We start from the raw sequence: 14,569 nt of genomic DNA on the forward strand, positions 1-14,569 counted from the left end.
TACTTTTATGGTAGTTTCGACATTATTCTACCTCCTTTTCGGTAGAATTATATCATACTGCATTTCACAATAATTTTGTTTTTTCTAAAAATTTACTACAATTACGTGAACAACGTTCAGTTTATTTTCTCCAATCTTTTCAATTTCCCTTAAGGTATGACCGTGTTTCAGGGACGCTTTTCCGGATAAATAAAACACCAAAATACAGCTTGTCACCCCGTTAGAAAAAAACTAAAAAGGCAACGCCCAATGTAATGGGTTAGTTGCCTTTCCTTAAAATGAGTTGCGAAACGCACTCCACATGCGTTGTCATCGGAAACATATCAACCGGCTGAACTTCCATCGTTTTATATCCTCCGTCCTCCAATATCCGCAAGTCCCTCGCAAGGGTAGCTGGATTACAGGATACATAAACAACCTTTTTCGGTTTCATCTCAATAATCGTTTGCAGCAAAGCCTCATCACAGCCTTTACGCGGCGGATCAACGACCAAGACATCAGCGGAATTTCCATCTTTATACCACTTCGGAATCACAACCTCCGCCTCACCTGCCGCAAACTCTGTATTCGTCATACCATTTAATTCTGCATTCCGCTTCGCATCCTCAATTGCCTCCGGAACCACTTCGACGCCGAATACCTGCCTTGCTTTTTGTGCTAAAAATAAAGAAATTGTTCCGATTCCACAGTAGGCATCAATGACAGTTTCTTCCCCCTGAGGTCGGCATATTCAAGGGCTTTATCATATAAAACCTTGGTTTGAACGGGATTTACTTGATAAAAGGACAGTGCAGAAATGGCAAATTTCACATCACCGATAAAGTCATAAATGACTTCATTCCCCCACAAAACTTTCGTTTTCTCGCCCATGATCACGTTGGTCCGCTTTGAATTCACATTATGAACAATCGATTTCACATTCGGGAGTCGCGCTACAATTTGCTCGACCAGCTTGTCTTTATGAGGAAGGTCAGCCGTCCTTGTTATAACGACCACCATGAGTTCACCCGTTTGTTGACCATAACGGGCCATAATATGTCTAAGTACACCTTTATGTGATTCCTCATGATACGCTTGAATCCTTAGGTCACTGCAAATTTCCTTTACGACCTGTACCGCTTCATTGATTTCAGGCAGCTGAATGATACTCTCATTTGTATCCACAATTTCATGGCTCCTCGGTTTAAAAAAGCCAGCAATCAGTTTGCCTTCCTTTTCCCCAACCGGTACCAGTGCCTTGTTGCGGTAATGCACGGGATTGTCCATTCCCAAAATCGGGTGAACAACGACATCTTCCAGTTTACCGATGCGTGTGAGCACCTGACGGACTTGGTTTTCTTTATATTTCAGCTGTCCTTCATAGCTAATATGCTCGAGCTGGCAGCCACCATATTTATGAAGCTCACTGCTCTCAATCTCTACTCGGTAAGGACTTTTCTCATAAATCTCAAGCAAACGTCCAAAGCCGTAGCCTTTGCCCGTCTTAATCACCTTAACTTTTGCTTTTTCTCCAGGCAGTCCATTGGGAACAAATAACGGATAGCCATCAATCTTGGCCACACCCGCTCCGTCATGGGTTAAATCTTCAAAAACAACATCTATATAATCATTTTTAGTTACCGGTACAATTCTGCTCATTCGTTTCTTCCTTTGCATGTTTTGACTAGCTAAGATTGTAACACAAAGCCTGACCGTTTGCGAAACTTCAATAGGACAAACGCCCTTTTTATAAAAAAGGCAAGAAAATTGTCAGAATATTTTTATTTCCAAATATAATAAAAGTGTATATGATTAAAACAATCTCATTATTGGAAGGAGTGGATAATGATCAAGTTGAAAAAAAATCTTGCCGTGCCTTTACTCCTTGCCTTTCTTGCCTTCACCTTCAACCACTTGGCCTATTCACTTCCGCACTCACAAGCAAATTTCAAAGCTGTCATCAATGTAGATGATGGTGCCTCAAAAGGGCAATGGGATAATGAAAAAAAGCTGCCCCTAGTCATTCAAATTCATTTTGTGCTTACATTCATCCTTTTAGCAGCTGCAGTACCGCTCATTTATTTGTCAATAATTTTGAAAAAAAGCCACATTTTCCTTATCCCTATTTTTCACCAATCAAACTATGTGATCCACTCTCCCGAATTATAAGCTAACACCAAAAAAGGGAGGAAATATATATGTGGATGCGCTTTGTAATCATCGGCTTCTTTTCACTATCAGCTGCAAGCATGTTAACTTACCAAGGTGTCGAGATTTTCCATGCTTTTGTCGATTTCTTTAAGCAAAAATAAACGAAGGGCAGACTCGGAGGGGGGAGGAAATTCATCCCCCACTGAAGTCTGCCCTTTTTTGTAAAGTAGAAATCACATGGCTACTTTTTCATTGCTTCAACTTTTTCTTTAACCTCTTCAATATTTCTCATTTTATTATCCCAGCATTTTTGGCTCAAGTCGACGGGATAATCCTCCGGATTTGTAATCCGCTTATACTCGTCCCAAAGGGCATCAAGGTTTTGCTTTAAATAATCACGAGATTCTTCCAAGCAAGGCATGTCATAAACAAGCTCGCCTTTAGAAAAAATTTCATTATGTAATTCTTTTGCTGTAAAGTTGGTAACCACCTTATTCATATACGTATGGGTAGGATGGAACATCCGTAACCGCTTTTCCGGGAGCTTTTCATCCGCTAAAGCAATATAATCCCCTTCCGCATGGTGGTTTGTATTATTGATAATCCGATAAACCCGCTTCAATCCCGGTGTTGTAACCTTTTCCGGATTGGAAGAAATTTTAATCGTATCCTCCATTTTTCCGTTATCATTCTCTATCGACACAATTTTATAAACCGCACCAAGTGCAGCCTGGTCGTAAGCGGTAATTAGCTTCGTGCCCACTCCCCAGCTGTCAATTTTTGCCCCCTGTGATTTCAAACTCATTATTGTATATTCATCTAAATCACTTGAAGCCACAATCTTAGCATTCGCGAATCCCGCCTCATCCAGCATTTTCCTTGCTTCCTTCGAAAGGTAAGAAAGGTCCCCGCTATCCAGGCGAATACCGATAAAATTAATTTTATCCCCCAACTCTTTTGCAACTTTAATCGCATTTGGAACGCCGAGCCGAAGTGTATCATATGTATCAACCAAAAAGACACAATCCTTATGTGTTTCTGCATATTTAATGAAAGCCGTGTATTCATCTTTATAAGCTTGGACAATTGAATGGGCATGTGTTCCGGATACAGGAATACCAAACAGTTTCCCCGCTCTTACGTTGCTCGTTGATTCAAAACCAGCAAGGTATGCGGCTCTCGTTCCCCAAATCGCTGCATCCATCTCCTGGGCCCGCCTTGTCCCAAATTCCATTGCCACTTCAGCGCCGACGACTTGTTTGATTCGCGATGCCTTCGTCGCAATTAATGTTTGGTAATTCACAATGTTAAGCAGCGCTGTTTCAATCAATTGCGCTTCCGCAAGTGGAGCCTCGACTCGTAAGATCGGTTCATTACCAAAAACAAGCTCTCCTTCTTTCATCGCACAGATAGTTCCGGTGAAACTGATACTTTTAAGGTATTGGATAAAGTCTTCCTTATAACCTACTTCATTTTGCAAATATTCGAGGTCTTCCTCGCTAAAACGGAAGCCTTGAATATACTGGATGACTTTCTCCAATCCAGCGAATACTGCATAACCGTTCCCAAACGGTAGCTTGCGGAAAAATAGTTCGAAGACCGCACGTTTATTATGTATCCCATCTCTCCAATACGTTTCTACCATATTGATCTGATATAGATCCGTATGCAGAGTTAAACTATCATCCTGATAAAAGTGTTTCATAATCTGACCCCCGAAGTACTATTTCAGCTTTTCCATCATTATAACCAATATTACCCTCGGAAGTCTATTTAACGTTTGCTCCTAGGGATTGTTCAAAATGTCCAATGGCCCATTCATGACCTGCCTGATTAAAAGAAGCAACGGCATCCTTGTAAACGACAATCTTAAAGCCTTTATTGTAAGCATCAACTGCGGTATGTAAGACGCAAATATCCGTACAAACGCCGACTAAATGGACTTCGGTAATTCCACGCTCTCGTAATTTGATTTCAAGGTCCGTTCCAGCAAACGCAGAGTATCGCGTTTTATTCATAAACACAACGTTTTCAAGCTGACGATTCCTTTCATATACCTCTTTCAAGGATCCAAACAATTCCCTGCCTGAGGTTCCACGCAGATTATGTGGCGGGAACAGTTTTGTTTCCGGATGGAATTCATCTCCGTTGTCATGGACGTCTATGGCAAAGACCACATAATCCCCACTCTCCATAAACTCTTTCGTTAACGCAACAATCTTCCCTTCAATCCTTTGTCCGGGCTCCCCGCACGTTAATGCCCCATCCACCGCTACAAAATCATAGGTATAATCAATATTAATTAACGCCTTCAATTCCCATCTCCCCCTTTATTTCTTTACAACCATTTACCGTCCATCATACAAAATATTCTAGAACACTTTCAAATTCCCCTTTTTCATATGCAAAAAAAAGCCCGCCCCAATGGAACGAACTCTCTTAGCTATATCTCTTTCCTGGTTCCCAATCCGTTGGACGGTCATTCGGACGAATATCTTCAAGTGGTACAAATACTTCCAAGTGACGATAGAGGTTTTCAAATTCAGCTGGCAACAATCCGCCAAATTCACCATCCAAGTTTAATTGAACCTTTTCCGTCGCATGAACTTTAATACGGTTGGCTTGTGTGTAGATGACATTCGGATCATTGACATGCTCCCCGCGAAGAGCTAATGTGGCAATCCGGATAAACTCAGCAAGATTGGTCTTCTTCAGGATCAACAGTGAAAATAAGCCATCATTTATGGAGGCATCAGGCGCCAGTTTCTCAAAGCCGCCAATCGAATTGGTCAGGCCGACAAGAAACAGCATCGCTTCCCCTTCAAACAATTTCCCATCATACTCAATAGAAACATCAGAAGGTTTAATGGAAGGCAGCATTTCCATCCCTTTTAAATAGTAGGCCAGTTGGCCGAGCATCGTTTTCAATTTGCTTGGTACCTCATATGTAAGCTCGGTGATTCTACCGCCGCCAGCAATATTTATAAAATATCGATCATTGATGCGCCCAATATCGACTGGAATCATTTCCCCTTTTGTAATAATATCCACTGCAGCTCCGATATCTCGCGGAATTTGCAAGGCACGGGCAAAATCATTGGTTGTTCCGGCAGGAATAATTCCTAACTTCGGCCGATACTCCTGTTCTGCGAGACCATTGACCACTTCGTGAATCGTTCCATCACCGCCCGCTGCGATGACAATATCATACTTACGCTCAACAGCTAACCGTGCTGCTTCCGTCGCATCCCCTGCCCCAGTCGTTGCGTGACAAGAAGCCTCATACCCAGCTATTTCTAGCTTTTGGAGAATTTCCGGTAGATTCCGCTTTAGAATTTCACGTCCTGAGGTAGGATTGTAAATCAGTCTTGCTCTTTTCATCGTTTCATCATCCTATTTTTGAAATCAACATCGGTAATAACGTCCCACTCACTTCAATATTCTACCAATTATCATTCGTACTAACAAACATATTGCAAGCGTATCTACTAATAATCTTCAAACATCCATTTCCTATCATACCTCTTTTTTATCTTTTTGCAAAAAAAAACAAAAAGCGGAAGCGCCGGTTTACTGATTTGTATTTAAGCTGATCTCATAGGCATTGGCAATTGTAATATGGTATTTTCCTTCGCCCGCTTGATAAACCGCATTTTTCCTGCTATTATCCGGTCCATCATCCGCCTTTTCCTTTGCCACCTTCCAGTCGCCCTCTTTCCCTCTTACCTCTTGGGCACCGATGGCATCCACCTTCAGATTACTCTTTTCCGCCACATCGACGACAATCGATGATACACTTTCAATATTCCAGTCGTTCTCGAGTGTGCGCGGCTTCAAAGTGAGTGCATTATCACTGCCATTCACCTCAAGCTTTACATGCTTCGGAACCAAAAGCGTCGCAGCCGTCTCTCCATATCCATTAAACAAGCCAATATCGTTTGGCAGGGACTTCATATTTAAATAAAGCGTATCCCCCTTTTGGTTTGCCGAAATTACATTATCTGCACTTTCGAGTAACTTCGCCTTTTTAGCTGTTTGGACCCGGTAGGTGCCGAACAAAGAAACTTCCTTATCCTCCGTGGACTCGATCGTCATCTGATGGCCAACCGTCCTGACGACGACCCGTTTGATACTGTCATCGATTTGGTAGGAGAAATCAGGCAGTTCAAACGAGCGCTCTTCCCTCGCCATCACTTCTTCTACCTTCCCCATAATTCCTGTTGTACTTAAAATCGCAAACACAATCCCTGCCGTTCCAATCACTCCGACAAAGAAAATACTAAGGAAATCATATTTTAACACTGGCTTTTCCTGTCGTGACAAAAATAAATAAACGAGAATTTCAATCCCAAGGACAACCAATAAAAGCGGCCACCAAGCCGTCATCACCTGTACAAGATCTAACCCCAAAAACTTTGAAAAGAACAGGAAGAGACCAAGGAAAACGAGTGAGGCCCCCATCGAAAACGTTCCAACACGCCATGTTCTCATGCTGCTTCCCCTCCCTTTCTTTTTCTAAAAAGGAACCCAATCCCGAATCCGATAATTGCTGCGCCTGCAATTGTTTTTCCCCACCTACTCATTCTTTTCAGCCCCCTGCTTTTGCTTGCTTCCAGATAAAAGTTTGATTCCTCCGCCTATCAACAACAGACAAACAAGCCCCGTTTGAAAATAACCTTGAACCCAATACATCACATCGATATTAATCAGCCTGTTTATGAATGGCGAAAAAGCTGGAAGCAGGACGTTCATCACGAGATAGTAAAGTCCTAACAAGACTAGGCCAATGCCGACCCATTTCTGATGATTAAGGAAGTAAGCAATAATCGGAACGTCCTCCATCTCGTCTTCGCCGTACTTTGAAACCTTTTGCATTGCATCAAAAAAGCTGTAAAACCAAATGATTGGGATCAAGAACAAGAAGATACCTAGCCGTAAGATATCTAAAATATAGATAGAAAAGAGAAATGCTGCCATTAGCTGGATGCCTCGGCGCTGTAGGCCTATATAGAGATGGCCAGCCCCTGGGAAGATTGAAAGAAAGGTCGCAATCGACTTACTCTTTTTTCCATCCTCGCGGCGCATTTCAAAGTCTTCAAAAATCGTACGATCAACTAACTCCTCACCGCGCTGCTTTTTATTCACCTGCTGAACGGCATCAAAGAATCCGTAGACCCAAATAATTGGCAGGGCGGCCATGAAGACCATAAATTCACTACGATTGGAAAGAGCCGTTACAAAGGTAACCATAACCCCCAGCCCCAAAAACGTGGCCAAAAGCGTTAAGCCCCTGTTCATCAAACCAATCTGGAAATGACCTAAGCCTGGGATAAACGATAAAACAATCGTATAAAATCGTTCTGAATCTTGGGCAGCCTGTAGCTGAGGTTCATCCGGATTCGCTGACTTCAGCGCTTTTTTATGTTTGGAGATCTGCACACCCATGTCGATAAAGCTGATGAGGTAAAGGAACAGTCCCAGCATAAAGGTAGCGATGCCCAATTGCTCATTGTTCGTTGCTAACCCAATGACCGTGACGAATGCCAGCCCCATTACGGCTATTAGATAAAGTACTCCGCGAAACATGTTGCCGAAATAAATATGACCAAGACCAGGGAATAAGGATAAGGTCAATGCTTTTGTCGGATTTTTCATTTCTTAACTGCCCCCTTCTTTTCTAGTGAATCCATCCATGCAAAAGTTTTATTAATAACTCCCTCTGTCACCGAAGGCTTCTTTTCCTGAACTTGCTGTTTCGGGCTTTCTAACGCATTCGCATACGTAGCGAGCGATTGGAAAGCACCCGTGAAGGTCAACAAAATCGTCGCCGCGGCCGCTAGTAAATAATGGAACAACGCCTGCTGATAAAAAGGTTTTTTCTTAATTTTGGTTTTGGTGTCAGGCACCGAAGGAACCATTAACATAGTGTTAAAGTTACCAGTGGTGTCAGGCACCACAATTTTTTGTTTCGAGACCTCTGCCATGACCAAATCGGTAAACTCGCTCATGTCTGATAGAATTGGAAGCGATGTTTCATTTGCTTCGATCGCCAGTAAGTAATGGGTTAGACATTGGTCACATGTATATAAATGATCTTCTAGTTCCTGTTTGTCTTTTTCATTAATTTCGTCCTTAACGTATTGCAGCCACTCATCATAGTTGTAGTGCTTCATGAAAAATCGTCCTCCTTCCAATTCCTTTTCATCCAATGGCGTGCCCGGTACAGCTTCATTTCGATTGTTTTCACCTGGACATTTTGCTCCTCAGCCATTTGCTGATAGCTTTTTTCCGCAATGTAAAATCCGTAGATGACATCACGGTAGTTGTCCGGCAGTTCATCAAGCTTTCTCCTGACGAGCCTTCTTCGGTCCGTTTCAATGATCTCTTTTTCCACACTATCCTTCGCTGTCCCTACTAACGGCAACTCGAGCTCTTCTGCCACTTCCTCTCTTCTTCTCACCTGTTTTCTTTTGATATCTATCGCTTGATTAACCGCAATTCGCGTTATCCACGTTTTGAAACCTTGATTTTGGTATTGGGGGAGAGACAGATAGATTTTCATAAATACTTCTTGTGCTGCATCTTCTGCTTCCTTTTGGTCGCGAAGTACGGCAAAGATGGTCCGGAACACATCATTGCGGTACTTCTCAACCAAAAGGCGGAAGGCATGATCATTGCCATCCAACACCTTTTCTATTAATGCTTCTTCATTAATGGTTCTCTCCCCCTTTCCTTTTTTGTTACTCACCTTAATAGACGAAAGGTAATTGAAAAACCCCTACATTATTTTAAAAAATATTTTTCCCCATTCTATTTATCATACCATGGTGATATTAGTGGTGGTTAAACGTAAAAACCGTGCGGGTAGCAACCGCACGGTTTTACAAAGTTTACTCTTTAATTTCCAATCCTAACAGCCTCGCAAATCCAATCGCCTGATCTGCAGAAACTATGCACCCGGCTACACTATCTAGTGATAGATTTAGGTGGTTAAATTTACAGGTGCTGAGATCTACTCCTTTAAGTGTGGTTCCTGTAAAATTCGCATCTTCGAGATCACAATCTTTAAACCCTAATTTATTAAGCTTTGTTTCGTAAAAATCTGCACTGCGAAGGGAACAATTTTCAAACCTTATTTCCTTCAAATCAGCATATCCGAACGAGCCCATATTTAGATTACAATTTTCAAATAAGACATTTCTTAGCGCAGCATCAGCAAGATTTAATCCTAATAGCTTGCAATCCCGAAACTCGACACGGTGGATGATTCCATCAGTAAAGTCCACATTGGATAAGTCGCACCGTTCAAAAATAACATCGGTTAATTGAACAAAGCGAAATGATCCATCTAGAAATGTAACATTTCTAAATACAACCTCTTCGAATCTTACCTTTTCAACTTCCTCTTGTGAAATTGAACAGTCGCTAATAAGCGCCATGTTAATATATGAATCTTCTCTTTCATTATAATCAAAGGGAGTTAACTGGGCTGGGATTTTTGGTTTTTGAACTTTAAACTTCTGACTCAAATAGATCATCCTTTTCAAGAGGTAATGTCGTTCATCATGTACTGTATGTATGTCATTTAGTAATTATATCGGGAGAATTCAACAAAATACTACCACTGAATTGTGATATTATCTATAAATAATACGAATTTATTAAAAGAATAGATGGGGGGATGGTGCTTATGTTCTGGCTGTTGATTCTAGCTTCCTACATAATTGGAGGCGTTCCCACAGCGCTAATCGTGGGCAAGTTGGTTTTTGGGGTGGATATCAGGGATCATGGCAGTAAAAATCCTGGTGCGACCAATACTTTGAGAGTTCTCGGTAAGAAGTCAGCTATTTTCGTATTGATCATAGACCTTGCCAAAGGCTCCTTGGCAGCCTACCTGCCCATCTACTTTCATCTTGATGCAGAACCCCTTTACTTTGGGTTAGCGGCTGTTGTTGGGCATTGCTTTCCGATTTTTGCAGGCTTTAAGGGTGGAAAAGCGATTGCCACCACCGCAGGGGCCTTATTAATCGCTAATATTTATCTATTAGTTATTGCGTATGTTGCTTTCTTTTTAGTCATCTTTTTAACAAAGTATGTCTTTATTGGCTCCATTACCGTTGGTATTAGTATGCTCGTCTATTCTTTGATGTCTTCCAAATTAGAATTTGAACTTATCTTTACATTATTCTCGTTATTCCTAATTTATTTGCACCGCTCAAATATTCGTAACTTTATTCTCGGTATTGAACCAAAAATCAACGATAAAAAATTGATTAACGATCGCATCCCTCCAAAGAACAGCAGTTTTTAAAATAAGAAAAGCGCAAGCGCCCTGTTCAGCGGCGTATGGCCTGGAGCGCTCCAACTGAGATAAATGTAAACTTGCCGACTGGCAAGCCGTTAGGCGAAGACAGAGGTATAGTTGAATTTATGCGTTTATAATTTATGGAATAAATTATGATTAGCTAAAGGAAACACGAAGAGCCGGAGGCGCATTCGTGCTTGACTTATCGTAGGGCGGAGAGCGAAGGACACTAGCCGCTAGGGCGCTGGAGCTGGACAATTTTCAAAGTCGAAATTTATACTTTTCTTTATTTTATAAGTGTTGCAAAGATACTAGTGGCAACGGTTTGCCAAATCGTTGTATCTGTTTGATAGGTTGCTCTTAGACTCTTAAACAATTCCGTTTGTTTTGCCTGGAAATCCTCGGCATCTTTATCCGGCAAAGCTGCACGCTTTTCCATTACAAACGCCTGCATTTCCGGTGCTCTTGGTCCCCAAACACCGACTTCATTTCCTTCTTCGTTGATAAAAATAAAAATCGGAATGGCTCTCGATGTGCCGTTGGTTAAATATTGGTCCATTAACTCCAGATTTGAATCGCGGAGCACGAAACGGACTTCCATTCCGGCAGCTTCGGCTATTCTCAGCAAAATAGGGTTATTAAGCATCGCATCCCCACACCAATCCTCAGATAGGACAATCACTCGTAATTTTTGCGGCCGTAACGCCTCAAGTTTATTCTTGTCTTCATCTGTTAAGGTAAATTGCTTATAGATTGTAAGCATTTCCTCTTTATTGGTTGTCATTGCGTTTATGTACTCATCCACAGTCAACCCTTTTTGAAACCATTGGTTTAAATCCATTTTCACAGCACCCCTTCCATTTTCTTCAATCATAGACTTTTCAACAACACGTAACAATTGAACTGCTTATAAGATTTACCAATATTATTCTACAAGCTTTTTTTACTATTAATTCAATAATATATTTTTACACTAGTAATAGTAATTTAAAGTTGATAGAATATTTTATATATAGGAAATATTATTAAAAGTATTTTCTAAAATAACTTCAAGGGGAGGAAATATATGTCTAACGAGTCACTACAACTACTTTCCATAGGAATCTATATTGCCGCGATGCTTTTTATCGGCTGGTATTCCTATCGAAAGACTAGCAATCTTACGGATTACATGCTTGGGGGAAGGTCTTTAGGACCTGCTGTAACCGCGTTAAGTGCCGGGGCTGCTGATATGAGCGGCTGGCTGTTAATGGGCTTACCTGGGGGAATTTATGTAACCGGTTTAGCCGATGCGTGGATCGCCGTCGGTTTAACGATTGGCGCTTACCTTAACTGGTTATTAGTAGCACCTCGCTTACGTTCATATACTCAAGTTGCCAATGATTCCATCACGATTCCTAGCTATCTTGAGAACCGCTTTAAGGACAACACAAAGCTACTCCGTATTGTTTCAGGTATTGTTATTCTTATCTTCTTTACTTTCTATGTTTCTTCCGGGATGGTTTCCGGAGCAGTCTTTTTTGAGAGTTCGTTTGGCACAAGCTACCATACCGGACTGTTAATTGTTGGCGGCGTTACGGTTGCCTACACCTTATTTGGTGGATTCCTGGCGGTAAGTTATACAGACTTTATTCAAGGATTAATGATGCTAATTGCCCTAGCGCTTGTTCCCGCCATTGGAATCTTTCACACGGGTGGTCCCGCCGAAACGTTTGAAACGATTCGAGCAATTGATCCTACTAAAATGGATTTATTAAAAGGGACAACCTTTTTAGGAATTGTTTCGGCCATGGCATGGGGACTTGGCTATTTTGGCCAGCCGCATATTATTGTAAGATTCATGGCAATCAAAACGATTCAGGAAACAAAAAGCGCCCGCCGCATTGGGATGGGCTGGATGATTATCTCACTTATAGGTACAATCTTTACAGGATTTATTGGTATTGCATTTTTCCACAATAATCCAGATCATGTATTAAAGAATCCGGAAGCCGTATTTATAGAATTAAGTCAGATTTTATTCCATCCTCTCTTCGCTGGATTTGCTTTAGCTGCCATTCTTGCAGCGATAATGAGTACGATTTCTTCCCAATTAATCGTAACTTCCAGTGCACTTGTTGAGGATTTATACAAAATGGTGATGAACAAAAACGCCAAGGACAAACAACTGGTCTTCTTAGGAAGAATGGCCGTTCTTCTCGTTTCTGTTATTGCCGCTGCTCTAGCTTTCAAACAAAATAGCACCATATTAGACCTTGTTGCCTATGCATGGGCAGGCTTTGGGGCTTCTTTCGGACCAATTATCTTGCTCAGTTTATTCTGGAAAAAGATCACAAATTGGGGCGCCCTCTTCGGGATGATTGTTGGTGCTGTTACAGTTATCGTTTGGAAAAATGTTGGACTTGGCGACAGGCTTTATGAAATTGTTCCGGGCTTTGTCTTCAATCTAATTGTAGCGGTGGTTATCAGCTTAATCACTTATAAGAAAAATGATGTGATCGAAAAGGAATTTAATGAAAGTGTTCGCCTTTTAAAAAATGAATAATATGATTAACGCTCGGATCCCGATGATCCGAGCGTTGTTTATCTTTATAACGTATCAACCATGGTTGATAGTTTGATGACGGTCTTCCAGTTGCGTACAGTTACCGGAACACCTAGCTTTGGAAGCTGTGTTGCTAGCTTTGAATCGAGGATACTTTGCCGTAAAAAAAGATAAACTTCTTTTCCCCAAATAACGCATTCGTCCGGGTCACTCTTGTAGTTACGTAGAAGGTCCACTTTCTCAAGAGAAGGTTCGTCAGCCAAAAAGGCTAATTGGATACTCTCGCCTTCCTTCAGTGATTCCACCCGATAAGGGCAGTTACGGATCATCTGCTCGTATTCCTCTGAGCTTCTTAAAATCACAGGGACCGGGAAACCAAAGGTCTTGCTTATTTCATCCTCTAATCGTTTGCTAAGTTGAGGGGCCTCGTCGTTTGATTCGAACAAAACATTGCCACTTTGAATATAGGTCTTCACTTTTTCTAACCCCATTGATTCTAATAAACTTTTTAAGTCTGCCATTTTAATCCGGTTATGTTTGCCAACGTTGATGCCTCTCAGCAGCGCAATGTAAATAGTCATATATGAACCTCGCTTTTTTTAAAATACATCTTCCTAAAATCTTACCATTTATTCGTTGGTTTAAACTATCTATATCCGTAAGTTTGGGAGGATAATATGGACCGTAAGGAGAAAATTAGATACAAAATCATTTTTATGGAGGGATTAACTTATGGTACCTCAAAGAGTTAGCTTACTTACGATCGGTGCGAACGATTTGCCTGCTCTTAGAAAGTTTTATCAAACGTTGGGGTGGGAGGAAACGGATATAAGCTCAGATCAATTTGCCGTCTTTAAAACAGCAGGCGTCCTGCTTTCGTTATACCCAATTGCCGAATTAGCAAAGGATGCCGGCATTGAATTTACACACTCTCCCGAGAGCTTTCATGGTGTGACCTTTTCCATTAACGTAGACCACCAAGACCAAGTTGATACAACGATAGAAACGATTCGAAGTGCAGGGGCAAAAATACTGCGAGAGCCAAGTGATGTCTTCTGGGGTGGACGCATAGCCTATTTTGCTGACCCTGAAAATAACCTCTGGGAAGTTGCTTGGAACCCTACGGCTATTTTTGATGAGCGCGGTGCGATGATAGCCTTTTAGGGACAAAGGCTAATTCCTACACGACTCGACTATTTTAAGCTAAAAATAATACTAACCAAACGTTTGATTAGTTTTAGCTTCAACCCTTTTAAATAAAGGGTTTTTCTATATTTTCAGGTAAAAAGTTTGTCGGTAAATGGGGCATCAAAGCCTCCTAGCTGCCCTATTTCTTTTAATTCCCACATCCTTCAACTTATTGCAATTTAATCAAACGTTTAATTAAATTGGCTGATTACCTTTATGAATTAAGCTTTTTATGCAAAAGGCACTAAAAATATTGTTGAATTAACACTCTTTAATAAAACTAACCAAACGTTTGATTAGTTTTCCATGAAGCCATATAACAAAAGGGTTTCAGCCCTTTATTGTGAAAACTCTTTGTCGACCCAGTTATCATTTTCCACGTAAAAAGTAAAAAACCTGTC

The 14,569-nt window shown here is 41.2% G+C and carries 14 protein-coding genes and 1 pseudogene; 4 read left to right on the plus strand and 11 right to left on the minus strand.

The annotated features are described in order from the left end of the window. Positions 1–259: 259 nt before the first annotated feature. A pseudogene (gene rlmD, locus RCG22_RS13690) lies at positions 260–1,638 on the minus strand (23S rRNA (uracil(1939)-C(5))-methyltransferase RlmD). Positions 1,639–1,824: 186 nt separating this feature from the next. Here rlmD and RCG22_RS13695 point away from each other — a divergent pair. After that, complete coding sequence (locus RCG22_RS13695) at positions 1,825–2,148, plus strand: hypothetical protein (RefSeq protein ID WP_308103432.1); 324 nt, start codon at positions 1,825–1,827, stop codon at positions 2,146–2,148. Positions 2,149–2,371: 223 nt separating this feature from the next. Here RCG22_RS13695 and RCG22_RS13700 read toward each other — a convergent pair whose 3' ends face one another. The 8 genes from RCG22_RS13700 to RCG22_RS13735 form a co-directional block, all read right to left on the minus strand. Beyond that, positions 2,372–3,835 carry a nicotinate phosphoribosyltransferase gene (locus RCG22_RS13700; protein WP_308103433.1) on the minus strand — a complete coding sequence of 488 codons (1,464 nt, stop codon included), beginning with the start codon at positions 3,833–3,835 and terminating at the stop codon, positions 2,372–2,374. 64 nt (positions 3,836–3,899) lie between these two features. Next, positions 3,900–4,445, minus strand: coding sequence for a cysteine hydrolase family protein (locus tag RCG22_RS13705; RefSeq protein WP_308103434.1), 546 nt, complete (start codon positions 4,443–4,445; stop codon positions 3,900–3,902). A gap of 124 nt (positions 4,446–4,569) precedes the next feature. After that, on the minus strand, positions 4,570–5,511 hold the full coding sequence (locus tag RCG22_RS13710; RefSeq protein WP_308103436.1) for a diacylglycerol kinase: 942 nt from the start codon (positions 5,509–5,511) through the stop codon (positions 4,570–4,572). Positions 5,512–5,700: 189 nt separating this feature from the next. Further along, positions 5,701–6,621, minus strand: coding sequence for a hypothetical protein (locus RCG22_RS13715; protein ID WP_308103437.1), 921 nt, complete (start codon positions 6,619–6,621; stop codon positions 5,701–5,703). Between the two features lie 84 nt (positions 6,622–6,705). Then, positions 6,706–7,785 (minus strand): DUF6677 family protein, encoded by a 1,080-nt coding sequence (locus RCG22_RS13720; RefSeq protein WP_308103439.1) that lies wholly within the window; start codon positions 7,783–7,785, stop codon positions 6,706–6,708. After that, positions 7,782–8,303: an anti-sigma factor family protein gene (locus RCG22_RS13725; protein WP_308103440.1), complete on the minus strand. Its 522-nt coding sequence runs from the start codon at positions 8,301–8,303 to the stop codon at positions 7,782–7,784. Before RCG22_RS13725 ends, RCG22_RS13720 begins: the two co-directional genes overlap by 4 nt. Then, complete coding sequence (locus RCG22_RS13730; RefSeq protein ID WP_308103442.1) at positions 8,300–8,878, minus strand: RNA polymerase sigma factor; 579 nt, start codon at positions 8,876–8,878, stop codon at positions 8,300–8,302. Before RCG22_RS13730 ends, RCG22_RS13725 begins: the two co-directional genes overlap by 4 nt. Positions 8,879–9,020: 142 nt before the next feature. Further along, the gene (locus tag RCG22_RS13735; protein ID WP_308103443.1) at positions 9,021–9,659 is read right to left on the minus strand and encodes a pentapeptide repeat-containing protein; all 639 of its coding nucleotides are present in this window, start codon (positions 9,657–9,659) and stop codon (positions 9,021–9,023) included. Positions 9,660–9,820: 161 nt separating this feature from the next. On the opposite strand from RCG22_RS13735, the gene plsY reads away from it, so the two are divergent. Further along, complete coding sequence (gene plsY, locus RCG22_RS13740) at positions 9,821–10,441, plus strand: glycerol-3-phosphate 1-O-acyltransferase PlsY (protein WP_308103444.1); 621 nt, start codon at positions 9,821–9,823, stop codon at positions 10,439–10,441. Between the two features lie 280 nt (positions 10,442–10,721). Here plsY and RCG22_RS13745 read toward each other — a convergent pair whose 3' ends face one another. Further along, a complete protein-coding gene (locus tag RCG22_RS13745; protein WP_308103445.1) occupies positions 10,722–11,276 on the minus strand; it encodes a thioredoxin family protein in 555 nt (184 codons plus the stop codon). A gap of 225 nt (positions 11,277–11,501) precedes the next feature. Here RCG22_RS13745 and putP point away from each other — a divergent pair, with 225 nt between their 5' ends. Further along, a complete protein-coding gene (gene putP, locus RCG22_RS13750) occupies positions 11,502–12,980 on the plus strand; it encodes a sodium/proline symporter PutP (RefSeq protein WP_308103446.1) in 1,479 nt (492 codons plus the stop codon). Between the two features lie 44 nt (positions 12,981–13,024). On the opposite strand, the gene RCG22_RS13755 is transcribed toward putP, so the two are convergent. After that, a complete protein-coding gene (locus tag RCG22_RS13755) occupies positions 13,025–13,561 on the minus strand; it encodes a DUF1697 domain-containing protein (RefSeq protein WP_308103447.1) in 537 nt (178 codons plus the stop codon). Positions 13,562–13,712: 151 nt separating this feature from the next. Here RCG22_RS13755 and RCG22_RS13760 point away from each other — a divergent pair, with 151 nt between their 5' ends. Continuing rightward, the gene (locus tag RCG22_RS13760; RefSeq protein WP_308103448.1) at positions 13,713–14,144 is read left to right on the plus strand and encodes a VOC family protein; all 432 of its coding nucleotides are present in this window, start codon (positions 13,713–13,715) and stop codon (positions 14,142–14,144) included. Positions 14,145–14,569: the final 425 nt, after the last annotated feature.

This window comes from Neobacillus nitrireducens, assembly GCF_030915405.1.
Lineage (GTDB): Bacteria > Bacillota > Bacilli > Bacillales > Cytobacillaceae > Neobacillus.

Coding starts and splice junctions, on each gene's coding strand:
- RCG22_RS13695 (WP_308103432.1), top strand. CDS start 1,825: ATGATCAAGTTGAAAAAAAATCTTGCCGTGCCTTTACTCCTTGCCTTT.
- RCG22_RS13700 (WP_308103433.1), bottom strand. CDS start 3,835: ATGAAACACTTTTATCAGGATGATAGTTTAACTCTGCATACGGATCTA.
- RCG22_RS13710 (WP_308103436.1), bottom strand. CDS start 5,511: ATGAAAAGAGCAAGACTGATTTACAATCCTACCTCAGGACGTGAAATT.
- RCG22_RS13715 (WP_308103437.1), bottom strand. CDS start 6,621: ATGAGAACATGGCGTGTTGGAACGTTTTCGATGGGGGCCTCACTCGTT.
- RCG22_RS13720 (WP_308103439.1), bottom strand. CDS start 7,785: ATGAAAAATCCGACAAAAGCATTGACCTTATCCTTATTCCCTGGTCTT.
- RCG22_RS13725 (WP_308103440.1), bottom strand. CDS start 8,303: ATGAAGCACTACAACTATGATGAGTGGCTGCAATACGTTAAGGACGAA.
- plsY (WP_308103444.1), top strand. CDS start 9,821: ATGTTCTGGCTGTTGATTCTAGCTTCCTACATAATTGGAGGCGTTCCC.
- RCG22_RS13745 (WP_308103445.1), bottom strand. CDS start 11,276: ATGGATTTAAACCAATGGTTTCAAAAAGGGTTGACTGTGGATGAGTAC.
- putP (WP_308103446.1), top strand. CDS start 11,502: ATGTCTAACGAGTCACTACAACTACTTTCCATAGGAATCTATATTGCC.
- RCG22_RS13755 (WP_308103447.1), bottom strand. CDS start 13,561: ATGACTATTTACATTGCGCTGCTGAGAGGCATCAACGTTGGCAAACAT.
- RCG22_RS13760 (WP_308103448.1), top strand. CDS start 13,713: ATGGTACCTCAAAGAGTTAGCTTACTTACGATCGGTGCGAACGATTTG.